This window comes from Georgenia faecalis (genome assembly GCF_003710105.1).
GTDB lineage: Bacteria > Actinomycetota > Actinomycetes > Actinomycetales > Actinomycetaceae > Georgenia_A > Georgenia_A faecalis.
Genome location: NZ_CP033325.1, coordinates 1,349,463 through 1,371,220, shown reverse-complemented (window position 1 = coordinate 1,371,220; position 21,758 = coordinate 1,349,463). Strand labels below are relative to the sequence as shown.

At 75.0% G+C, this 21,758-nt stretch carries 23 protein-coding genes and 1 other RNA gene; 15 read left to right on the top strand and 9 right to left on the bottom strand.

Annotated features, from left to right (window positions below; genetic code table 11):
* Nucleotides 1-195: 195 nt before the first annotated feature.
* Nucleotides 196-1,356, bottom strand: a complete 1,161-nt coding sequence (locus tag EBO36_RS05890) for a site-2 protease family protein (protein ID WP_164471367.1) — start codon at nt 1,354-1,356, stop codon at nt 196-198.
* 132 nt (nt 1,357-1,488) lie between these two features.
* Between EBO36_RS05890 and EBO36_RS05885 the strand changes: the two genes are divergently transcribed.
* The gene (locus EBO36_RS05885) at nt 1,489-2,439 is read left to right on the top strand and encodes a RecB family exonuclease (RefSeq protein WP_122823790.1); all 951 of its coding nucleotides are present in this window, start codon (nt 1,489-1,491) and stop codon (nt 2,437-2,439) included.
* Between the two features lie 149 nt (nt 2,440-2,588).
* On the top strand, nt 2,589-2,780 hold the full coding sequence (locus tag EBO36_RS05880; RefSeq protein ID WP_122823789.1) for a DUF1918 domain-containing protein: 192 nt from the start codon (nt 2,589-2,591) through the stop codon (nt 2,778-2,780).
* A gap of 57 nt (nt 2,781-2,837) precedes the next feature.
* Here EBO36_RS05880 and EBO36_RS05875 read toward each other — a convergent pair whose 3' ends face one another.
* Nucleotides 2,838-3,560, bottom strand: coding sequence for an HAD family hydrolase (locus EBO36_RS05875; RefSeq protein WP_122823788.1), 723 nt, complete (start codon nt 3,558-3,560; stop codon nt 2,838-2,840).
* A gap of 210 nt (nt 3,561-3,770) precedes the next feature.
* Here EBO36_RS05875 and EBO36_RS05870 point away from each other — a divergent pair, with 210 nt between their 5' ends.
* Entirely contained in the window at nt 3,771-4,694 is a 924-nt protein-coding gene (locus EBO36_RS05870; protein WP_164471366.1) for a hypothetical protein, read from the top strand.
* A 64-nt stretch (nt 4,695-4,758) separates the two neighbouring features.
* On the top strand, nt 4,759-5,649 hold the full coding sequence (locus EBO36_RS05865) for a PAC2 family protein (protein ID WP_122823786.1): 891 nt from the start codon (nt 4,759-4,761) through the stop codon (nt 5,647-5,649).
* Nucleotides 5,650-5,655: 6 nt separating this feature from the next.
* Here the strand turns inward: EBO36_RS05865 and mshC are convergent, their stop codons facing one another.
* From mshC to EBO36_RS05850, 3 genes are all read right to left on the bottom strand, one after another.
* Nucleotides 5,656-6,921: a cysteine--1-D-myo-inosityl 2-amino-2-deoxy-alpha-D-glucopyranoside ligase gene (mshC, locus tag EBO36_RS05860; RefSeq protein WP_122823785.1), complete on the bottom strand. Its 1,266-nt coding sequence runs from the start codon at nt 6,919-6,921 to the stop codon at nt 5,656-5,658.
* A gap of 10 nt (nt 6,922-6,931) precedes the next feature.
* Nucleotides 6,932-7,753, bottom strand: coding sequence for a VOC family protein (locus EBO36_RS05855; protein WP_122825481.1), 822 nt, complete (start codon nt 7,751-7,753; stop codon nt 6,932-6,934).
* A gap of 223 nt (nt 7,754-7,976) precedes the next feature.
* A complete protein-coding gene (locus tag EBO36_RS05850; RefSeq protein ID WP_122823784.1) occupies nt 7,977-8,192 on the bottom strand; it encodes a DUF5302 domain-containing protein in 216 nt (71 codons plus the stop codon).
* A gap of 223 nt (nt 8,193-8,415) precedes the next feature.
* Between EBO36_RS05850 and EBO36_RS05845 the strand changes: the two genes are divergently transcribed.
* Nucleotides 8,416-8,922 carry a DUF421 domain-containing protein gene (locus EBO36_RS05845; protein ID WP_122823783.1) on the top strand — a complete coding sequence of 169 codons (507 nt, stop codon included), beginning with the start codon at nt 8,416-8,418 and terminating at the stop codon, nt 8,920-8,922.
* 79 nt (nt 8,923-9,001) lie between these two features.
* Here EBO36_RS05845 and EBO36_RS05840 read toward each other — a convergent pair whose 3' ends face one another.
* The gene (locus EBO36_RS05840) at nt 9,002-10,171 is read right to left on the bottom strand and encodes a zinc-dependent alcohol dehydrogenase (protein ID WP_122823782.1); all 1,170 of its coding nucleotides are present in this window, start codon (nt 10,169-10,171) and stop codon (nt 9,002-9,004) included.
* Entirely contained in the window at nt 10,172-10,591 is a 420-nt protein-coding gene (locus EBO36_RS05835; protein WP_187695849.1) for a hypothetical protein, read from the bottom strand. It lies immediately after the preceding gene.
* Between the two features lie 170 nt (nt 10,592-10,761).
* Here EBO36_RS05835 and EBO36_RS15890 point away from each other — a divergent pair, with 170 nt between their 5' ends.
* The 7 genes from EBO36_RS15890 to EBO36_RS05800 all read left to right on the top strand — a co-directional run bounded on the left by EBO36_RS15890 (nt 10,762) and on the right by EBO36_RS05800 (nt 16,273).
* Nucleotides 10,762-11,724, top strand: a complete 963-nt coding sequence (locus EBO36_RS15890; RefSeq protein ID WP_122823781.1) for an ABC transporter ATP-binding protein — start codon at nt 10,762-10,764, stop codon at nt 11,722-11,724.
* Between the two features lie 14 nt (nt 11,725-11,738).
* Nucleotides 11,739-12,581, top strand: a complete 843-nt coding sequence (locus EBO36_RS05825; protein WP_122823780.1) for an ABC transporter permease — start codon at nt 11,739-11,741, stop codon at nt 12,579-12,581.
* Between the two features lie 134 nt (nt 12,582-12,715).
* Entirely contained in the window at nt 12,716-13,978 is a 1,263-nt protein-coding gene (locus tag EBO36_RS05820; RefSeq protein ID WP_122823779.1) for a sensor histidine kinase, read from the top strand.
* A complete protein-coding gene (locus tag EBO36_RS05815; RefSeq protein WP_122823778.1) occupies nt 13,975-14,580 on the top strand; it encodes a response regulator transcription factor in 606 nt (201 codons plus the stop codon). The genes EBO36_RS05820 and EBO36_RS05815 overlap by 4 nt, the downstream gene beginning before the upstream one ends.
* A 139-nt stretch (nt 14,581-14,719) precedes the next feature.
* Nucleotides 14,720-15,199: an RNA polymerase sigma factor gene (locus EBO36_RS05810; RefSeq protein WP_206515562.1), complete on the top strand. Its 480-nt coding sequence runs from the start codon at nt 14,720-14,722 to the stop codon at nt 15,197-15,199.
* Nucleotides 15,196-15,852 (top strand): methylated-DNA--[protein]-cysteine S-methyltransferase, encoded by a 657-nt coding sequence (locus EBO36_RS05805; protein WP_122823777.1) that lies wholly within the window; start codon nt 15,196-15,198, stop codon nt 15,850-15,852. The genes EBO36_RS05810 and EBO36_RS05805 overlap by 4 nt, the downstream gene beginning before the upstream one ends.
* A gap of 214 nt (nt 15,853-16,066) precedes the next feature.
* Entirely contained in the window at nt 16,067-16,273 is a 207-nt protein-coding gene (locus tag EBO36_RS05800; RefSeq protein ID WP_122823776.1) for a PspC domain-containing protein, read from the top strand.
* Between the two features lie 37 nt (nt 16,274-16,310).
* On the opposite strand, the gene rnpB is transcribed toward EBO36_RS05800, so the two are convergent.
* Nucleotides 16,311-16,691, bottom strand: an RNA gene (gene rnpB / locus EBO36_RS05795) — RNase P RNA component class A.
* A 44-nt stretch (nt 16,692-16,735) separates the two neighbouring features.
* Between rnpB and EBO36_RS05790 the strand changes: the two genes are divergently transcribed.
* The 3 genes from EBO36_RS05790 to EBO36_RS05780 all read left to right on the top strand — a co-directional run bounded on the left by EBO36_RS05790 (nt 16,736) and on the right by EBO36_RS05780 (nt 19,742).
* Nucleotides 16,736-17,521, top strand: coding sequence for a YaaA family protein (locus EBO36_RS05790; protein ID WP_122823775.1), 786 nt, complete (start codon nt 16,736-16,738; stop codon nt 17,519-17,521).
* 127 nt (nt 17,522-17,648) lie between these two features.
* The gene (locus tag EBO36_RS05785) at nt 17,649-18,431 is read left to right on the top strand and encodes an SRPBCC family protein (RefSeq protein WP_122823774.1); all 783 of its coding nucleotides are present in this window, start codon (nt 17,649-17,651) and stop codon (nt 18,429-18,431) included.
* A 225-nt stretch (nt 18,432-18,656) separates the two neighbouring features.
* Nucleotides 18,657-19,742 (top strand): ATP-dependent DNA ligase, encoded by a 1,086-nt coding sequence (locus EBO36_RS05780; RefSeq protein WP_122823773.1) that lies wholly within the window; start codon nt 18,657-18,659, stop codon nt 19,740-19,742.
* A 54-nt stretch (nt 19,743-19,796) separates the two neighbouring features.
* On the opposite strand, the gene EBO36_RS05775 is transcribed toward EBO36_RS05780, so the two are convergent.
* Entirely contained in the window at nt 19,797-21,686 is a 1,890-nt protein-coding gene (locus tag EBO36_RS05775) for a hypothetical protein (RefSeq protein ID WP_164471249.1), read from the bottom strand.
* Nucleotides 21,687-21,758: the final 72 nt, after the last annotated feature.

The window sequence follows — 21,758 nt, the reverse complement described above, 5'->3', positions numbered from 1 at the left end:
CGTCGGCCTGGGCCTGCACGTCGTCGGGGGTCGGGGCGGCGTCGTCGGCGGCCAGACCGGCGGGGGCGGCGGGGGTCGCGGCGTCGGGCTCCTCACCGACGTCGGCGAGGCCGTCGAGCGGCTCCTGGTCGTACGGGAGGGCCCCGGTGGGGGTGGTCTCGGGGTCCTGCGGGGCTGAGGTCACGGGCGGGAAGTCTACGCAGTGCGGCGCGGCCGCCGGCTGGAGAGGGCCTCCTCCAGCCGGCGCACGGGCAGGACGCCGACGACGCCGCGGGCGCCGTCGACGAGCACCACGAGCGCGGAGGTGCGCGCGGCATGGGCCACCGCCCCGGCCGCGCGCGCCCCCTCCATCACCGTGACGACGGCGGTCTGTGGCAGGGCGGTCGCCACGGCGCTCAGCGGCGTCGTGCCGCGGGCGGCGGGGGGCACCTGGGCCGCCGCCTCCGGGTCGACGAGCCCGGTGATCCGGTGGGCCTCGTCGGTGAGGACGACGGCGCCGGGGGCGGCGAAGGTGTCGAGGTAGGCGAGCGACGTGCCGGCGGCCATGACGCGCGCGGGGTCGGCGAGCGCGCGCAGGTCCAACCCGGCGGCGGCCAGGTAGGCGCGCGCGGTCGCGATGGTCCGGCTCGCGGCCGACCACAGGTACGCCCCGAGCACGGCGACCCAGACCATCGTGACGAGGGAGGGCCGCGCCCCCGCGCCGAGCGGCCGGAGGACGAAGACCACGACGAGCCCGATGACGACGGCCCGCCCGCCCCAGCCCGCCGCCACGGTGCCGCGCAGCCGGTCCCCGGTGACCTTCCACACGAGGGCCTCGAGCACCCGCCCGCCGTCGAGGGGCAGGCCGGGCAGGAGGTTGAACGCCGCGACGACGCCGTTGGCCACGGTGGCCGCCTGGAGCAGGAGCTCGACGAACCCGGTGACCGGGGTGGCGACGAGCAGCCCCCACGCCGCCACGGCGAGCACGGCGTTGGCCACCGGGCCCGCGACGGAGACGGCGGCCGACGTGCCCGGCGTCGCCAGCTCGTGCCGGAACTGTGTGTGGCCGCCCCAGAGGGTGAGGACGTACTCGCTCGGCGGCGAGCCGACCCGACGCCCGGTGAGGCCGTGGGCCACCTCGTGCGCGAGCACCGAGACGAGCAGCATGAGGGGGAACCCGGCGGCGGCGAGCAGCGCGCCGATCGTCCCGAGCCCGGGCACCCGGAGGGAGACGGTGGGCAGGAAGAGCAGCGCCAGGACTGCGGCGATGAGGAACCACGACGGCGACAGCAGGAGCGGGGCGCCGCCGATGTGACCGATCACCCAGCCGGCGGACGTGCGGGTGCCCCAGCGTTGCCGGTCCGCGGGCGCAGTCACGCTCGCCAGCCTATGTCGGTGGCCATCGGCCGCGACCGGCGGGCCTCCTCCACCGGTGACGCTGCGCACGCGGCGCGCACAGGTGCGGCGTGGAGGCGCGAGCGTGTCGGGGGGTCCGCTTACAGTGACGGCATGCCCGAGACCGACGTTCCCGCCGCCCCGTACCGGGCCGCGTTGTCGCCCTCGCGGGTCAAGGACTTCGTGCAGTGCCCGTTGCTGTTCCGCCTCCGCGCGGTCGACCGCCTGCCGGAGCCGCCGAGCCCCGCCGCGGCGCGCGGCACGCTCGTGCACACCGTGCTTGAGCGCCTCTTCGACCTGCCCGCCCCGGCCCGCAACCCCGACGCCGCGCTCGGTCTGCTCGACCCGGCGTGGGCGGAGATGCGGGAGCAGAACCCCGACGTCCCGGCGATGTTCGCCACCCCGGAGGCGCTCGCCGAGTGGCTCGAGCAGGCCCGCACGCTGCTGGGCACGTACTTCCGGGTGGAGAACCCCCAGCGCCTCGAGCCCGCGCGCCGGGAGCTGTCGGTCGAGGTCGAGCTCGCCTCCGGGGTGCTGCTCCGCGGCTTCATCGACCGCGTGGACGTCGCCGGCGACGGCGCCGTGCGGATCGTCGACTACAAGACGGGCCGCTCCCCCAAGCCCCAGTACAGCGGCGACGCGCTCTTCCAGCTCACCTTCTACGGGCTGATGATCTGGCGCCTGCACGGCGTCATCCCCCGCCGGCTCCAGCTCGTCTACCTCGGCGACGAGCGCGTGCTCACCATGGACCCCACGGAGGCGGACCTGCTCGCCACGGAGGCCCGCATCGAGTTCCTCTGGGAGCAGATCAGCCGGGCCGCGCGGACGGGCGAGTTCCGGCCCCGCACGTCGCGGCTGTGCGACTGGTGCAGCTTCCAGGCGCTGTGCCCGGCGTTCGGCGGCACGCCGCCGGAGGTGCCGGCCGAGGGCCTGGCGCGCCTCCTCGGTGCCGCGCGCACCGAGTCGGCGGCGGGGCCCGTGCTGGACGACACCGTCTCCGTGACGGCCGTCGCCGAGGAGTCGGCCGACGCGGTGGCGGACGACGCCGTCACCGTCGGCGCCTGACGTCCGGAGTCCCCCGGGCGTTCTCCCCGGCGGCTTCCCTCGCCCGTCGCACCCGTCGCGCCTCGCGCTGCGGGGCTGACAGGGACGCCCCGCCGCGCGACACTGGACGCGGCGGCGAGGGGCGCCGCCGGTGCGCGAAGGAGGGTGCCATGAAGGCGAACGTGGGTGACCGCGTCGTCGTCGCCTCCCGCCGGGTGGACGAGCCGACCCGCGAGGGTGAGGTCGTCGAGGTGCGCGGGGCGGCCGGGGACCCACCGTGGGTGGTGCGCTGGGCCGGGCGGGGCGAGGAGTCCCTCTACTTCCCAGGCTCCGACACGGTGGTGGGCTCCGCCGTCGACTGACCGGCGGGCGACCTTAGACCCGCCCGCGGGTGGTCTCGGACGCGCGCGCGGGTGGCCTCAGACGCGCTCGATGACCTCGCCGCCGGCCACGCGGGACAGGTCCTCCAGGGTGAGCGTGCCGACGTCGCGCACGCGGCTGCGGCCGGGGGCTGCGGGGATCTCCACCATGAGCGGGACTGCGATCGTCGGCACGCCCGCCGCCTCGGCGGCGGCCACCCCGACGGTGGAGTCCTCGAGGGCCACGCACTCGGCCGGCGCCGCTCCGAGCGTCGCGGCGGCGGTGAGGTAGGCCTCCGGGTGGGGCTTGCCGTGGGTGACCTCGTCGCCGGTGACGACGGTGGCGAAGGTGCCGGGCTCGAGCGTGTCGAGGACGGCCTCCGCGAGGACGCGGTAGGACATCGTCACGAGCGCGCACGGCACGCCGGCCGCGCGGGCGGCCTCGAGCAGCTCGCGGGAGCCCGAACGCCACGGCGGGCCGTCCCGGCGGACCCGCTCCGCCACCCGGGCGACGAGCGTGTCCGCGATCTCGTCGTCGGTTCCCCGGATCCCGCCCTGCTCGCGCAGGATGCTCGCCGAGTCGGTGAGCGGCCGGCCGATGAGCTGGAGCGCCTGCTCGTGCGTCCAGCTGCCGCCGTGCTCGGCAGCGAGGTCGATCTCCGCCTGGATCCAGTAGGGCTCGGTGTCGACGAGGGTGCCGTCCATGTCCCACAGGAGGGCGGCGGGCAGGGCGAGGTCGGCGACGGAGGTGGTGGCGGCGGCGGTGGCGGGGTTCGAAGGCATCCCCCCGAGTCTAGGCGGCGGCCCGGGACGGGCACCGGTGTGCGCCCGTGGGCCCCCTTCGGCGACACTCAAACCCCTGGCCGTGCCCCCACCCCGGCGATAGGGTCCGGGGCGATCCACGGTCCGGGTGGCACCCGCCGATCGGCCCGACATATGACGACGGAGATCCCCGGTGAGCGAGATCCCGGGCCGACCGACGGGGAGCCGCTCATGACGGTCTCGGCACAGGCCACCGTGACGCACGCCGCGCCCTCGCGCAGCCGACCGGCACGCGGCTTCGTCGTGGGCGCGGTGGCCGCCGTCGTCGGGCTGCTGCCCTGGCTGGTCTCGGGGATGCGGCTGCCGCTGCAGAACCTCTGGGCCACCGAGGGCATCCCCGACCAGATGCCGCTCGTGCTCCTGCCCTTCAGCCAGTACCAGGTGACGACCATCCCCGCGCTCATCGTCACCGGGGCCGCCCTTGCCGGGATCGCCGTGCGCGCCGGACGGCTGAGCCTCGCCGCAGCGCTGGCCGGCGTCCTGGTGGTCCAGGGCGCCGCGGTGGTGCAGACCGCACTGGCCGTCGACGCCGGCCTGGAGGACCGGACGGAGTCGACCCTCTACCTCGCCGGACTGGTGGCGGTGGCGGTGGCGTCGGTCCTCGTCGGGGTGGTGGTGCTGCTCCTCGTCGCCCGCGCTCCCCGCGCGGGCGCGCTCCTCGGGCTGGGCGTCGCCGCCCTGCTCCTCCAGTCGTGGCTGGGAGCCCTGGTCGTCCCGTCCGGCACCGTGCCCGGGGACAACGCCATGACGCTCCTCGGGGCCCTGCGGTGGGTCGCCCCCGTCCTCATCGGTGCCGCGGTGGCGTGGGCCGGGGTGCGGACGCCGGGCCGGGCCGTGGCGGCTTGCGCCGTGCTCCTCGGGCTGTGGCTCGTCCCCGCGCTCCTCACCGCCGTGAGCAGCGCGGTGGGCAGCCGCGTCCTCGCCCGCGACCTGCCCGGGATGCTCGAGTACGGGGTGCAGGTCTTCCGCGCCGCCGTCACGATGCCGGACCTCGTCGTCCCGCCGCTCGTCGTCGCGGTGGCCGTCGCGGCGGTGGGGCTGGCCGCGCGCGGGCTGCTGTCGCGGACCCGCGGGCGCGCCGGCGCCCCCCGCTAGGTTGCGGCGCGCGCGGGAGCGGCCTCACCGTCGCGCGGGCGGCTGCGGCGCATAGGCTGGCGTCATGACGGATCGTCCCTTCTCCCTCGAGGGCACCACGCCCGACCCGGCGGACCAGACGCCGGCCATCGTCGTCGCAGCCTTCGAGGGCTGGAACGACGCCGGTGCCGCCGCCAGCCAGGCGCTGGCGATGATCGCCGACGCCTGGGACGCCACCGTCGTCCACGAGCTCGACCCGCAGGACTTCCACGACTTCCAGGTGAACCGGCCGGTCATGGAGACCGACGAGGACGGGACGCGCGTCCTCACGTGGCCGACGACGACGATCTCGGTCGCCCGCACGCCCGTGGCCGGGCGCACCGTCATCCTCGTGCAGGGCATCGAGCCGTCCTTCCGGTGGCTCGACTACTGCGAGGAGATCCTCGAGGTGGCGCAGGGCTGGAACGCCGGGAGCATCGTCGTCGTCGGCGCGCTGCTCGCCGACGTCCCCCACACCCGCCCGATCCCGTGCCAGGTGACCAGCGAGGACCCGCGCGTCCAGGCGCTGCTCGGCGCCGAGGGCTCGGACTACGAGGGACCCTCGGGCATCGTCGGCGTCCTCGCCCACCTCGCCCAGGAGCGCGACCTCCACGCGATGAGCCTTTGGGCCGCCGTGCCGCACTACGTCGCACAGCCGCCGTCCCCCAAGGCGACGCTCGCCCTCCTCAACGCCCTCGAGGAGCTCGTCGGGGAGCCGCTGCCCATGGGCGACCTCGTCGAGGAGGCCCAGGCCTGGCAGTCCGGCGTCGACGACCTCGCGCAGCAGGACCCGGAGGTGGCCGAGTACGTCCGCCAGCTGGAGGAGGCGAAGGACACCGCCGAGCTGCCCGAGGCAAGCGGTGAGGCGATCGCCCGCGAGTTCGAGCGGTACCTCCGCCGCCGGGACAGGGGCCCGGGGCCCTCGCCCCGGGGCTGACGCCGCTCAGACGATCCCGAGCAGCGCGTCGACCACCTGGCGCGCGAGCGCCGGGGCGCCCTCGACGGGCTCGGCCGTCCCGGACTCGACGCGCGCGACCCACGCGTCGACGGCGGTGATCGCGGCGGAGGAGTCGAGGTCGTTCGCCAGAGCCGCCCGCACGGCGGCGAGCATCGGCTCGGCGGCCGGGCCAGCCGGGGCATCGAACGCCGCCCGCCAGCGGGCCAGGCGCCCCTGGGCCTGCCGCAGCCGGACCCAGGAGATCTCCCAGTCGTCGCGGTAGTGGTGACCGATGAGGGCGAGCCGCACCGCCATGGGGTCCTCCCCAGCGGCGACGAGCTGGGAGACGAGGACGAGGTTGCCCAGCGACTTGCTCATCTTCGCGCCCTGGTAGGCGACCATCCCGCCGTGCGCGTGGACGTGGACGGGCTGGTCCTGGCCGGTGAGCACGCGCAGGTGGGACTCGCTCATCTCGTGGTGCGGGAACGCGAGGTCGGACCCCCCGCCCTGCACCTCGACGGGAACGCCGAGGTAGGTCCCGGCGATGCAGGCGCACTCGATGTGCCACCCCGGGCGCCCGCTGCCCAGGGCCCCGCCGTCCCACGTGGGCTCGCCGGGCCGGCTCCGCAGCCACAGCAGGGGGTCGAGCGGGTGACGCTTGCCGGGACGGTCCGGGTCTCCCCCGCGCTCGGCGAAGAGCCCGGCCATCTCCGTCTCGCTGAGCCCGGACGCGCTGCCGAAGCGCGGGTCCGCCGACAGGTCGGCGTAGACGTCCCCGAGGCCGGGGTCCTCGCCGCCGGCACCCTCGGGCAGTGGCACCCGGTAGGCCGTGCCCTCGTCGAGCATGCGGGTGACCGCGTCGACGACGAGGGGGATGGACTCGACGGCGCCGACGTAGTGCTCGGGCGCGAGCGCCCGCAGGGCGACCATGTCGGAGAAGAAGAGCTCGGTCTGGGACTGCGCGAGGTCGCGCCAGTCGATGCCGGTCGCCGTCGCGCGCTCGAGGAGCGGGTCGTCGACGTCGGTGACGTTCTGGACGTAGTGCACCTCACGCCCGGCGTCCAGCCAGGCCCGCACGAGCAGGTCGAACCCGATGTACGTGCTCGCGTGGCCGATGTGGGTGGCGTCGTAGGGGGTGATCCCACAGACGTAGAGCGTCGCGGGCCCCTCGTCCCCGGCCGTGACGACTCCGCCCCGGGCGGAGTCGTAGAGGCGGACCGGTCCGCCCCTTCCAGGAAGCTGCGGGACGGGCGGGGCTGACCAGGGCTGCACGAAACGGAGCCTAACCCGCCGCCGTCGTCGTCACCCGGACGAGGTTGCGCCACGGGTCGTCCACCTCGAGGCTCGCGCCGTCGTCGCGAACAGGGATCCCGTGGTCGCGCAGGCGAGCGGCGACGGCGGCGACGTCGTCGCTGGTGGGCAGGACCACATCGACGCGACCGAGGCCGAGGGCCGGCACGCGAGGGCCGGCACCGGAGCTGTTCCACGTGTTCATCGCCATGTGGTGGTGGTACCCGCCCGCGGCGACGAACAGTGCGCCGGGCACCTGCGCGGTCACGTCGAACCCGAGCGCGTCGACGTAGAAGGCACGCGCCGTGGCCGTGTCCCCCACCTGGAGGTGGACGTGCCCGACGACGGCGCCCCCCGCCGGCCGCTCGGGGGCGTAGTGCTCGGCGAGGAAGCGGTGCGGTTCGAGGGCGAGCGTGTCCATCCGGACCTGACCGCCGACCCAGCCCCATGCCTGGCGCGGGCGGTCGGCGTACAGCTCGATGCCGTTTCCCTCAGGGTCGGTGAAGTAGAAGGCCTCGGAGACGAGGTGGTCGGCGCTGCCGACGAAGGTCCCGGGGGCGCGGCGGGCGACCGAGGCGACCGCCGCGGCGAGGCCCGCACGGTCCGGGTAGAGGATCGCCGTGTGGAAGAGCCCGGCGCTGCGCCGGCTCCCCCGCGGCAGCGACGGGTCGTGGCGCAGGACGACCAGGGGCGTGGCACCCCGGCCCAGCGTCACCTCGGCGCCGACGGCGAGGAGGACGTCGAGCCCGAGCGCGTCGCGGTAGTAGGCGGTGAGCCCGTCGAGGTCGCCGACGAGCAGGGTCACGGCGCCCATCGCGGTGTCGGCGGCGAGCGCGTCCGCCGATCCGCGGTGGCGGGCGGCGGGGATGGGCACGGTCACGGGGTCCTCCGGGCGGCGGTCATTAGTTGACGGTACAACTATCGACCGCGACCGTCCACTCCCCGCATGCCCCGGACGGCAGACGACGGACGCCCGCCCGCGCCACCGGCAGGACCGGGAGGCACGGGCGGGCGTCGGGCGTCCACCGTCGGGCGGCTCAGCCGGACTTGCGGCGGAACACGCGCTTGCTGCCGGCGACCTCGGAGCCGTGGACGCGGCCGGTGTTGGCCCGGCCCTCGGCCGTGAGGTGGCCGTTGGCACGCTTGCGGTCGAGCGCGGCGCGCATCTTCGTCTTGGCGTCCTCGACGGCGTCGACCTGCTCGGTCTGGTCGGCCGGGGCGTCGGGGGTGGGGTCAGGGGTGGTGTCAGGCATGGTGCACCTCACTGGTCTGCTGCACGGCCGGGCTCTCCGACGCCCCCCACCTTCCCCCGAGGAGCACCCTCGGCGCCAACCAATTCGTCCCCGAGGTAGCCCCGGCGCACCCGAGGTGGGCCTCACGAGGGCGCGGTGGCGGCATGGTGGCCCTGCCCCTACGGTCGCTGGGAGCGAGCCCCCGCACCCCATCGTCTCCATCCGCCGACCCGGAAGGGCGCTCATGTGGTTCGACTCCTGGTCCGACATCGGCCGTGTCCTGGCGGTCGGTGCCGCGGCCTACGTCTCGCTCGTCCTGCTGCTGCGGCTCACCGGGAAGCGAGCCCTCACGCAGCTCAATGCCTTCGACCTCGTCGTCACCGTGGCGCTGGGCTCGATCCTCGCGACGGTCCTGCTCAACTCCGACGTCTCGTGGAGCGAGGGCCTCGCAGCCCTCGCGCTGCTGCTCGTCCTGCAGTTCCTCGTCACCTGGACGTCCTCGCGCTGGCCCAGGAGCCTCACGGTGGTGCGGGCCGAGCCGACCATCATCCTGCGCGGCGGCGAGCCCCTGCCCAAGGCGATGCGTGACCAGCGAATCACCATGGACGAGCTGCGGCAGGCCGTGCGGTCGAAGGGCTTCGGAGACCTGTCCGACGTGGGAGTGATCGTCGTCGAGACCGACGGGTCGCTGAGCATCATCTCGGCGGAGAAGGTCGGCCGGGCCTCCGCCCTGCCCGACCCCGAGGCGTAGCGCTCACCGCCGCCCGAGCGGCGGGTCGTCAGCGGCGGCGAGGAGTCAGGGGCCGCGGGGAGTCAGCGGCCGCGGCCCGTCAGGGCCGGAACACCGCGCGCACGCAGCCGTCCTCCTTGGCCTTGAACATCTGGTAGCCCTTCGGGCCGTCGTCGAGCGGCATGACGTGCGTGGCGAGGTGCGCGCTGGGCACCTCCCCACGCTCCATCCGGGCGAGGATCTCGGGGATGTACCGCTGGCCGTGCATCTGCGCACCGCGCACGGTGAGGCCCTTGTTCATCACGGCGCCCAGCGGGAAGGTGTCGAGGACGCCCACGTACACCCCGAGGACGAACACCCGCCCGCCCTTGCGGCAGGAGTGGATGGCCTCGCGGACCGCCGCGCCGCGGTCCGTCTGGATCCGCAGCTGCTGCTTCACCTGGTCGTAGACGTGCTGGAGGCCGGCGCTGTGCGCCTCCATCCCCACCGCCTCGAGACACACGTCGGGCCCGCGCCCGCCGGTGAGCTCGCGCAGCGCCTGCGGCACGTTCTCCGCGGAGTAGTCGAGCGTCTCGGCACCGACGTACCGCTCCGCCTGCGCCAGCCGCTCCGGGAGCCGGTCGATGACGATGACGCGCTCCGCGCCCCGGGTGCGCGCCGCGAGCGCGGCCATCTGCCCGACGGCGCCCGCGCCCCACACGGCGACGACGTCGCCCGGCTCGATGCCCACCAGGTCGGCCCCGGTCCACCCGGTCGGGGCGGCGTCGGAGGCGAACAGGGCGGTGGTGTCGTTGATGCCGTCCGGCACCGCGAACGCGCCGACGTCGGCGTAGGGCACCCGGATGTACTCCGCGTGGCTGCCCGCGAACCCGCCCATCGCGTGGGAGTAGCCGTAGCAGCCCCCGGGCGCGAAGCCCCAGAGCGTCTCGGTGATGGCGGGGTTGGGATTGCCGTTGTCGCACAGCGAGTAGAGCTCGCGCCGGCAGTAGGCGCACCGGCCGCAGGCGATGAAGGAGCTCACGACCACCCGGTCACCCACCCGGTGCTTGCGCACCGCGGAGCCCACCTCGACGACGTCGCCGAGGAACTCGTGGCCCAGCACGTCACCGGCGCGCATGGCGGGGATGTACCCACCGAGCAGGTGGAGGTCGGAGCCGCACGTCGTGGACAGCCGCACCCGCACGATGACGTCGTGCGCGTTGAGGATCTCGGGGTCCGGCACGCTCTCCACGGACGTCTCGTTGACCCCCGTCCAGCACAGCGCCTTCATCTAGAGCACCCCCTTGCGCCCGGCGAACGAGGTCGCCACGTCCATCGCCTTGCCCATGGGCGTCGCCGCCCGCCGTCCCGCCGGCCGTGGGTCCACCCGGAGCACCTCGCCGACCTCCATGAGCTGCTTGGCCTCCCGCAGCGCCGCGCGCAGGTCGTCACGCGACGGCGTGCCGCCCACCGCCCGGACCGCCAGCTCACTGCCGCGGTCCCCCGGAGCGGGCCGGATCGCCACCTCGACCGCCTCGTCGGTGAGCAGGCCACTGAGCTCCGCGGCCACCTCCTCGGGCGGGCGGTCCACCGTGAGGACCAGCCAGCGCTCGTCCGGTGCGGCCTCGTCGTCCCCGGCGCCGCGCCACCGCCAGGCCAGGACCACGGCGAGGGCGAGGCCCCCCGCCGCGAGCGCCGTCGTCGTCCTCATCGCCGTCTCCGTTCGCTCGGATGAGGACCACCGTGCCCGCCGCCGCGCCGGCCCGCATCCGGACGGCGGCCGGACCCGTGACATCTGTCATGCCCGTGCGGTGCGGGCGTCACGCAAACCGGTGACGCCTGGCACGAGGAACCGGCCCGAACCGGCGGGAGGGTAGAGGCATGGACACCTCAGTGATCACCGCAAAGGGACTGCACCGCACCTACGGCTCCGGGAAGGACGCGTTCGAGGCCGTGCGCGGCGTCGACCTCCACGTCCGACGGGGCGAGCTCTTCGCCCTGCTCGGCACCAACGGCGCCGGCAAGACCTCCACCCTCGAGGTCCTCGAGGGCCTCGCACCGGCCACCGCCGGGCAGGTCCGGATCCTCGGCCACGACCCGCTCCGCGAGCGCACCAGGGTCCGCCCTCGGATGGGCATCATGCTCCAGGACGCCGGGTTCCCGCCCGAGCTCACCGCCGCCGAGACGGCGCGCATGTGGCACGGCACGCTCTCCCGCCCGCTCCCGGTCGAGCAGGCCCTGGCCGCCGTCGGCCTCGAGGACCGCGGGGGTGTGCGGGTCGCCTCCCTCTCCGGCGGCGAGCAGCGCCGTCTCGACCTCGCCCTGGCACTCATGAGCCGGCCCGAGGTCCTCTTCCTCGACGAGCCCACCACCGGCCTCGACCCGCAGTCGCGCCGCACCACGTGGGAGCTCGTGCGCGGTCTCCTCGACGACGGCGTCACCGTCATGCTCACGACGCACTACCTCGAGGAGGCCGAGGCGCTCGCCGACCGGCTCGCCATCATGCACGCCGGCCGCGTCGCCCGGGAGGGCACCGTCGCCGAGATCGTCGCCGCCGAGACCGCCACCATCGCCTTCGCCGACGGCGCCGGGGTCGCCCGCCTCGACCTGTCGGCCCTGCCCGCCCTCGCCGCGGCACCGTCCGTGGAGCGGCACACGTGGACCCTCACCTCGACCGACCTCCAGGCCACGCTCACCGCGCTGCTCACCGAGGCGGCCCGTACGGGTGCCGCCCTCGCCGACCTCGACGCCCGCAGCGCGAGCCTCGAGCAGGCCTTCCTCGCCGTCGCCACCGACGCCGACCACGCCCACGACGCCCGTCGCCCCGCGACCGCGGCCGCCTGAACGGAGACCTTTCGATGACCACGCTCAGCCCCACTGCCACTCCCGCCCGCCCCGCCTCAGGCGGCACCGGCCGCCGCCTCCTCGCGCTCGCGCGCGCCGAGGTCACGCTGCTCAGCCGGAACACGGTCGCCGTCTTCTACGCCGTGGCCGCCGCACCCCTCGTCGTCTTCGCGCTCGGCACCTCGGGCCTCATGGACGACATTGCCTCCGCGGCCCCCGGGGGCGGGACGACGACGCTCCTCATCGCCCTGCTCGTCCTCATGGGCATGTCGATGTCCGTCTACATCAACCTCACCACCGCCGTCGTCGCCCGCCGCGAGGCCCTCGTCCTCAAGCGGCTGCGCACCGGCGAGACCCGCGCGTGGGAGATCCTCGCCGCCCTCGCCCTGCCGAACGTCCTCATCTTCCTGCTCCAGGTCGTCCTCGTCACGGCCGCGCTCTCCGCGGTCATGGACGCCCCGGCGCTGACCAACCCGCTCGTGGCGCTCCTCGGGATGCTGCTCGGCGGCGCCGTCTTCGCCGAGCTCGCCTACCTCACCGGCGCCCGCACCCGCACGGTCGAGTCCGCCCAGCTGACGACGATGCCGCTGTTCCTCCTCGGCTTCTTCGCCTCCGGGCTGCTCATCCCGATGCCGATGCTGCCGGATGCCGTGGGCACCGTCCTGCGCTACCTGCCCGTCTACCCCGTCATGGAGCTCGTCACCATCGGGATCGGCGGCGCGACCATCGAGGGCGACCCGCTCACCCTCGCCGAGACCTTCACCGCCGCCGCCCAGCCCCTCGCGGTGATGGCCGCGTGGGCGCTCGTCCTCGGCTACGCCGTCGTGAAGTACATGCGCTGGGAGCCGCGTCGCTGACCCGACCACTGCGACGGTGCGCCGGCGGACGCCCGCCGGCGCACCGCCGCGCAGCGGTACACAGCGCACCGGTCCACAGCGCAGCGCGGGCCGCACGGCCCCACCCACCACGCCGTCTGGGAGAGTGAGCCACTGTGACCAGCCTCAACATGGCGCGACGGCGCACCAACCCCGAGCGATTCGACCTCTACACCCGCGGCTCGCTCTACATCCTGCTCGCCACCGCGCCGCTCGTCGGGCTCTCCGCGATCGCCGACCTCGCGGAGCCGGCGCCGATCCTCGCCTACCTCGGTGGCCTGCTCACCGAGACGGTCCTGGCGATCCTCGTCACGTCCGGCACCCTGCGGCAGTTCCTCGGTGGCCCGCGCGTGCGGCCGGGGTGGTACGTCGCGCTCGGGCTCAGCGCCGCGTTCGTCACCGCCGTCGCGGCCCTGTCGCAGCCGCCCGCCGACGCCCTCGGCGGACGCACCGGCGCCCTGGCCCTCGCCCTGGCCCTCCCCCTCATGGTGGTCGCCCCCGTGGTGCGCACCCGCGCCCTCGTCGCCGGGACGCTCGTCGTCGCCGCCCTCGTCGCCGGGTCGCTCGGGCTCCCCGGGCCCGGGGACAGCGGGCCGGCCGGTGGGCACCCGGTCCCCATCGCCATGACCACGGCCATCGTCGTCGGGGCGATGGCCGCGACCTTCCGCCTGTCGGCGTGGACGCTCGGCGTGGTGTGGGAGCAGGAGCGCATGCGCACCGTACACGCCCGCCTGGCCGTGGCCGAGGAGCGGCTGCGCTTCTCCCGGGACCTGCACGACGTGGTCGGCCGCACGTTCTCCGCCATCGCAGTGAAGAGCGAGCTCGCGGCCGAGCTGGCGCGCCGCGGCGACGACGGCGCCCTCGCCCAGATGCTCGAGGTCCGCGAGCTCGCCCAGGACTCCCTCAAGGAGGTCCGCGGCGTCGTCGCCGGGTACCGCGAGGTCGACCTCGCGGCCGAGCTCGACGGCGCCCGGTCGGTCCTGCGCGCGGCCGGGGTGAGCACCCGCGTCCTCGGCGAGGGGGCCTCGTTGCCCGACCCGGTCCAGCAGGCCCTCGCCTGGGTGGTGCGCGAGGCGGTGACCAACGTCGTGCGCCACGCCCACCCGGGCACGTGCACCATCGACCTCGCCGTGGTCCCGGGCGGGCCCCGGCCGGACGGTGCGAAGCTTGGGGACGTCGCCCGGCTCACCGTCGTCAACGACGGCGCCCACCGCACCCCGGTGCTCAGCAGCGGGTCCGGCCTGCTCGGGCTGCGCGAGCGGCTCGCCGCCGTCGGCGGCGCGCTGGACACCGCGCACGACGGCGGGACCTTCACGCTCACGGCGACCGTCCCGGTGATCGCCACCGCCACCACTGCCCGCACCGAAGGACGACGATGATCCGCATCCTGCTCGCCGACGACGAGGCCCTCATCCGCGACGCCGTCGCCGCCCTGCTCCGGCTCGAGGAGGACCTCGAGGTCGTCGCGACGGCGGCGTCGGGCCCCGAGGCGGTCGCCGCCGGGCGCAAGCACGCCCCGGACGTCGCCGTCCTCGACCTGCAGATGCCCGGGCTGGACGGCATCGACACCGCGCACCAGCTCGCCGCGGAGGTGCCCGGCTGCCGCTCCGTCATCGTCACGAGCCACGGCCGCCCGGGATACCTCAAGCGGGCGCTGGCCGCCGGCGTCTCCGGCTTCCTGCCCAAGGCGGTCTCGGCCCGGGTGCTCGCCGACGTCGTCCGCCAGGTCCACGCGGGTGGGCGCTACGTCGACCCCGAGCTCGCCGCCGAGGCCATCAGCGCGGGCGACTCCCCGCTGAGCCCCCGCGAGGCCGACGTCCTCGAGCTCGCCGCCGGCGGCGCGCCGGTGGAGGAGATCGCCCAGCGCGCCCACCTCTCCCCGGGCACCGTGCGCAACTACCTCTCGTCGGCCGCGGCCAAGCTCGGGGCGGCCAACCGGCACGAGGCGGTGCACCTGGCCCAGCGCCACGGGTGGATCTGACCGCTGTGCGAGGCCCCTCGTGCGGGCGGCCGGCGGGACCTCACGTTCCGCCGCCCCCGCGCGTCTACGTAGCGTGACGACGGACGAGGCCACTGCGAACGGTGCACCATCCCGGGCCGCGCTGCGCCATGCTCGTGGCGTGGAGCCGTTCGAGGCGGTCGTGGCGACCCATGGTGCGACGGTCCTGCGCGTCTGCCGGGCCGTCCTCGGGCCGGTCGACGCCGAGGACGCGTGGTCGGAGACCTTCCTCGCCGCCCTGCGCGCCTACCCCGACCTGCCCACCGGCGCCAACGTCGAGGCCTGGCTCGTGACGATCGCCCACCGCAAGGCCATCGACCACGTCCGGGCCCGCGCCCGCCGCGCCGTCCCCACCGACACGCTGCCCGAGCCGCGGCTCACCGACGGTGAGCACCCCGGGTCCTGGCAGCGGGACCTGTGGGCCGCCCTGGCGGACCTGCCCGAGCGCCAGCGCCACAGCCTCGCCTACCACTACCTCGCCGGCCTCACGTACGTGGAGGTGGCCGCCGTCATCGGCGGCACCCCCGAGGCCGCCCGCAAGGCCGGGTCCGACGGCGTCCGCGCCCTGCGGCGCACCTACCTCGAAGGAGCCCGACGATGAACAACCCCCTCGCCCCCCGTGACGCCGGCCTCGACGGCGCCGAGGCTCAGGCCCCCGCCGAGGCCGCCGCCCTCTTCGCGCCCCTGGCGACGGCCGACGACGGCGAGACGCTCGCCCGCCTGCACGCCCGGCTGGCCCGCGATGCCGACCGCGGCGGCGACCTCGACATCGCCTACCGGCGCTTCGAGACGCCGGTCGGCGAGCTCCTCCTCGCCGCCACGCAACGGGGCCTGGTTCGCGTGGCGTTCGCCGGGCAGGACGGCGCACTCGCCGAGCTGGCCGCCCGGATCAGCCCCCGGATCCTCCACGCCCCGGCGCGCCTGGACCCCGTGGTCCGCGAGCTCGACGAGTACTTCGCCGGCCAGCGCCGGGCGTTCGACGTGCCCCTCGACCTGCGGCTCGCCCGCGGCTTCCGGGCCGCCGTCGTCGAGCGCCTGTCCACCATCCCGTACGGCACGACGGCGACATACACGCAGGTCGCGGCCCTGGCCGGGAACCCGCGCGCCACCCGCGCTGTGGGGACGGCGTGCGCGCTCAACCCGCTGCCGGTCGTCGTGCCCTGCCACCGGGTGGTCCGCACCGACGGCTCGATGGGGGGCTACGTCGGCGGCCTGGCGGTGAAGCAGCGCCTGCTCGCCCTCGAGGCGGCCTGACCCTCGCGCCCCCCCCGGCCCCGCGCTCTCCCCTCCCCTCCCTCGTGATCGTGCGGAAATGCGGGCGACGAGGACAGCGTCTCTGCAAGGTCACCGGGAGGGGCTGCCGCCGGCACCCCGGCCGAAGATCAGGGTGCGGCTCAGGTGGATCCCCGATGTGGCGCACCCGCCCGCGCGCGAGGCTGGGGGGACCACGATCGAAGGAGCACGTCACATGAGCGGCATCACGTCCGGTTTCGCCCGTCAGGGCCTCGCCCGTCCGCGGCAGGGCCGCATCTTCGCGGGGGTCTGCGCCGGGCTCGCCCGGCGGTTCGGGTGGAGCCCGTGGCTCGTGCGGCTGCTGTTCGTCCTGTCGATCGTGCTGCCGGGGACCCAGGCGATCGTCTACGTCGTGCTGTGGATCCTCATGCCGTCGGAGTAGCCGCGGGCGCCGGGACTGCCCCCGAGCGCGAGGTGAAGGGATGAGTCGGCCGATACGCCGGGTTCTGTCCCGCGGTGCCGTTACCGGCGCCGCGGTGGCGGCCATCCATCTACGACGTACGTTGCCGCACGCCTCCAGCGACCTACCCGCAGGCTCGGGCGGGCAGCCCTCGAACGCCTGCTGTCTGGTCTTGCTCCGGGTGGGGTTTACCTAGCCGCACCGGTCACCCGGCACGCTGGTGGTCTCTTACACCACCGTTTCACCCTTACCACCGCCGGCCGAGGCCGACGGTGGCGGTCTGCTTTCTGTGGCACTGTCCCGCGGGTCACCCCGGGTGGGCGTTACCCACCACCCCGCCCTGTGGAGCCCGGACGTTCCTCGTCGCCCCGAGGGGCGCCGCGACCGCCTGGCCGACTCATCCGCCCCGATCCTAGCCGTCCACCGGCCACGTAGGATCCTTCGGTGCTCATCCTCCTGCCGCCGTCGGAGGGCAAGACCGCCCCAGCCGACGACGACGGCACCCGCCTCCACTTGCCCTCCCTCACCTTCCCCGAGCTCACCAGCGCCCGGACCCGTGTGCTCACGGCGCTGCGCCGCGCGAGCGCCCGGGGGGACGCGGTGGAGGTGCTCGGCGTCGGGGCGTCGCTCGCCGGGGAGGTCGCCCGCAACACCCGCCTGGCGGAGGAGCCGGTCGCCCCCGCGGCCCGGGTCTACACCGGCGTGCTCTACGCCGCGGCGGGCCTCGCCGACCTGGACGACGCCGCCCGGGAGCGGGCGGCCCGCAGCGTCCTCACCGTCTCGGGGCTGTGGGGGGCGCTCTCCCCCGCCGCCGCCATCCCCGCCTACCGCCTGTCGATGGGCACCGACCTGCCGGGCGTCGGACCGCTTCCGGCCTTCTGGCGCGGCGAGCTCGCCGGTGCGCTCGACCCGCGCGCGTCCGGCGACGTCGTCGTCGACGCCCGGTCCTCGACGTACCGCGCGGCGTACCGGCCGCCGTCGGACGCCGACTGGGTCGAGGTGCGGGTGGTGCGCGAGACCGCCGGACGACGGACCGTCGTCTCGCACAACGCCAAGCACACCCGCGGCGTCCTCACCCGGCACCTGCTCACCCGCCCCGCGCCCGAACCGGCCGACGCCGCCGGCGTGCTCGCGGCCGCGGGGGAGCTCGTCGGGACCGAGCTCCGGGACGCCGAGCTGTCGGCGCCGACCCGCGCGCGGATACCGGCGACGCTCACGCTCGTCGTCTGACGGCCCGGGCCACCGCCCTCCGGTGGTCGCCCGCCACGCGCCTCCCTCGCCGCGCGAGGTCACCGGACGTCGGCAATGCTGGCTGGCGGGCGCACACCGCGCCCGTACCGCTTTGGAGGAGGAACGGATGGCCACGCAGGTCGAGAAGTCCATCGAGGTGAACGTCCCCGTCCGCACCGTCTACAACCAGTGGACGCAGTTCGAGGAGTTCCCCCACTTCATGGGTGGGGTCAAGAGCATCACCCAGCTCGCCGAGGACCGGCTGGAGTGGGTCGTCGAGATCGGCGGCGTCCGCCGCCGCTGGGAGGCGCGCATCCTCGAGCAGGTCCCCGACCAGAAGATCTCCTGGGCTGCGACTGAGGGCACGACGAACGCCGGAGCCGTGCGGTTCCGCGACCTCGGCGGCCGCACCGAGGTCGCGCTCACCATGGAGTACGAGCCCGAGGGGCTCATCGAGAAGGCGGCTGACGCCCTCAACCTCGCGGAGCGCCAGGTCACGGCCGACCTTGCCCGGTTCAAGGAGTTCATCGAGTCCGAGGGCTACCCCACCGGTGCGTGGCGTGGCGCCGTCGCCGGGACGCCGGGCGTGCTCACGCCGAGCGTCGAGGACGCCGAGGCGTCCCGCGGTGACTCGGGCAACGCGGGCGTGTCCGGCAAGGCAGCCGCTGCTGTCGCTGGTGTCGCGGCCGCCGCTGCCGGGGTGGCGGCCGTCGCCGCAGCCTCGGGCAAGAAGAAGGACGCCGACGTGCCCGGCGAGACGATCACGCCGGCCACCGGCGACACCGTCCTCGGCGAGCAGGCCGCCGACGCCGACTTCGTCGCGACCACCGAGGCGGACGCGCTCACGGAGTTCGACGACGTCACGGGGACGACGCGCCGCGCCCCCGAGACGGACCTCGGGCACGCCTGAGACGTAGCGAGGACGCACGGCCGCCGGTGAGCGGCCGACCGAGGGCGGGCACCGCTGGGTGCCCGCCCTCGGCGCGTCCGGAGCGCCGCGGCCCGGATCGGCGCGCCCGTGCGGGGGCGCGCCCGCGTCGGCTCACCGCGCAGCGACCCTCGGCGGGCCCGGAGCGGCCACGCCCGGACGACCACGCCCGTGCCGCCGTCGGACCTCAATGGCACGATCACGGGTATGGACCTGCCCGTCATGCCGCCCGTCCTGCCCATGCTCGCCAAGGCCGTCAAGGCGATCCCCGAGCCGGACGCCGTCGACGGCGGTTACGCGTACGAGCCGAAGTGGGACGGCTTCCGCTGCATCACGTTCCGTGACGGCGACGACGTCGAGCTCGGCAGCCGCAACACCAAGCCGATGACCCGCTACTTCCCCGAGCTCGTCGAGGCGGTGCGGGCTGAGCTCCCGCCGCGCTGCGTCGTCGACGGCGAGATCGTCCTCGCCCGCGACGGCCGCCTCGACTTTGACGCCCTGCAGCAGCGGATCCACCCCGCCGACTCGCGGGTACGCCTGCTCAGCGAGCAGACGCCGGCCCGCATGGTGGTCTTCGACCTCCTCGCCCTGGACGACGAGGACCTCACCGACCAGCCGCTGTCCGAGCGTCAGGGCCGGCTCGCCGCGCTCGGCCTGGACGGGCCGTCGATCTTCTTCACGCCGCGCACCCGCGACCACGCCACGGCGACCGAGTGGTTCTCCCAGTTCGAGGGCGCGGGGCTCGACGGCGTCGTCGCCAAGGCGCTCGCCACCCGCTACCAGCCGGACAAGCGGGTCATGCTCAAGGTCAAGCACGAGCGCACCGCCGACGTCGTCCTCGCCGGGTACCGGCTGCACAAGACGTCGACGCCGGACAAGCCGCTGGTCGGCTCGCTCCTGCTCGGGCTGTACGACAACACCGGGACGCTGCAGTTCGTCGGCGCCGCGGCCTCCTTCACGACGGCGCGGCGGGCGGAGCTGGTCACCGAGCTCGCGCCGCTGGTCGCCGAGGACGCCGAGCACCCGTGGATGTCGGCGGACGGCGTGGAGGGCGACCGCCGGCCCGGCGCCCAGTCGCGGTGGAGCTCGGGCAAGGACCTCTCGTTCGTGCCGCTGCGGCCCGACGTCGTGCTCGAGGTGGCGTACGACCACATGGAGGGCGACCGCTTCCGGCACACCACCCAGTTCCGCCGGTGGCGCCCGGACCGGGACCCGGAGTCGTGCACGTACGACCAGCTTGAGGAGCCGGTGAAGTACGACCTGCGGTCGCTGCTGGGCGCCGACGTCGGCTAGGGCGCAGCTCAGGAAGGGCCCGGTGTCACCGGGCCCCGCACGAGCCGTCCCAGGTCACCCGACCGCCTCCCCCTGCGGGTCCACGGCACGGCCGGTGTCCGCCGGCTCGGGCGGCGCGAGCGTCACGAACGACGGCCAGTCGTACTCGGCGTAGCTCAATGACCGCATCGCGGCGGCGACCTTCGGGACCACGGCGGAGGCGACGTAGGCGTCGAGCACCTGCTTGACCTTCACCTGCGCGGCGGCGCCCTCGGGCCCTGCGACCCGCGCCGGGCCGATGCCGCTCCAGAAGCGGTAGCGCCCATCCCCCAGGCCCAGGTCGCTGCCGCCCCAGTACACGTGCGGGTACGGCTGGTCCTCCACCTCGAGGGTGCCGTGGATGCGCTCCGGGACCGGGGGACCGCTGAGGATCTCGTCGGTGACCTCCGTCGCGGTCCTCCCGTTCACCGAGCTGGTGGGCGCTCTCACCGACTTCCGGTCGTACGTGACGTGAATCGGGATGGGCTCCGGTTCCGGCTCCGGAATCCAGTCCGCCGGTGCCTGCGGTGCCAGCCCGGCCTCGGTGACCGGGCCCTCCACGGGCGCGCGCTCGGGCGGCGTGTACTGAGCCCCGGGCAGGCCCTCGACGATGCGATAGTCGTCCAGGCCCGTCCACCCCTGCCAGAGCGCGGTGGTGCCGACCCGATCGGCCCGGTTCCGGCTGCGCACGACGTCGAGCGTCGTGGTCCATGTCGTGTAGGCCTCCTGCAGAGCCGGGCGCACCTCCACGCCACTCCGGACCTTGGCCTTCGCTCGCTCCATGACCGTCGTGAGCTCCGTGCGCCAGGTCTGAGCGAAGCCGACGCCGGCGATCCGCTCCGAGGCGAGCAATGCGCCGGTGCGTTCCCGCAGCGCGGTCGCGAAGGCGTCGACGGCGGCGGTCTTCGCCTCAAGGCGCTCCTTCTTGATCGCGTTGAGCCTGCGGTTCTCCTCCTGCTCCCGCGCGGCGAGCTCAGCCTTGGTCGGGGGCTTGGGGCGCCGAGGAGTGGCCGTCCCCCGCTCCGGCGTGGTCACGGGCTCCGGCGTGGTCACGGGCTCCGGTGTCGTTACGGGCTCCGGTGTCGTTACGGGCTCGGGCATGGGTGTGGTCTCGTGGACCAATGCGAAGGTCGAGGGGGCGTCGCCACCGCCCTCCTTCGGTGCGCTGTCGGGTCCTTGGGATGCGAGAGCACCCTCCCCTCCTGGGGGGCGTCTGCCGCCCGTGGCTCCGCTGATGGCCGACGGCCGGGCGTCCGGGCCGCCCACCACGATCCTCAACGGTTCCGGCTCCCCGGCGGCCGTCCCCGCGTCCGCCTTCGACGGCGCCTTAAGTGCGTCGACGGCCTTCGTGCCCGCCTCTGCGGCGGTTCGGCCCCGCGAGACCGCGCCCTCGATCTGTCCGGCAAGCTCCATCGCGGTGATCGTCTGGCCGGCCTCGGCGTTGGCCTGGAAGTAGATCGCGGTTCGCCCGTCCCACTTCTTGATGAACGCGTTGAGCGACTTCAGCGCGGACGTGACACCGGTCTTGGCCTTGCCGGCGGGCAGCTGCTCAGTGAGCGCCGTCAGCGTCGCCTGGACGGCGAAGATGTCGCGGTTGAACCCCTGGTCGATCCGTGTCCACAGGGCTTCCCCGCCCGCCACCCACCTGATCGCCCCCCAGCCGGTGCCCGAGCCACGCGCGATCGTTCGTTGGACCCCCGGCTGTAGGGCATGGGCCGCGAGGTAGCGGCTGGCCGCCTGGTTGCCCGCCGTGCGCTGCAGCGCGACCAGCGCGCCCACGGTCATCGGCGCCGCTGGTACGAGCGGCGACGGCTCGGCCGTGGAGGGCCGCTGGTCCCGGGCGCGGTTCCGTTCGCCCGACGCCGGGCGGAGCTCTCGTGGGCCGTTGTCCTGGGCCGGCCCGGCCGCGCCTGAGGCGTCGCGCATCTGGGCAGGCTAGGTCGTCCGCGTCCCCGACCTGCGGCGCGATCGGGCAGCGCACAGGGCATGCGACACCTG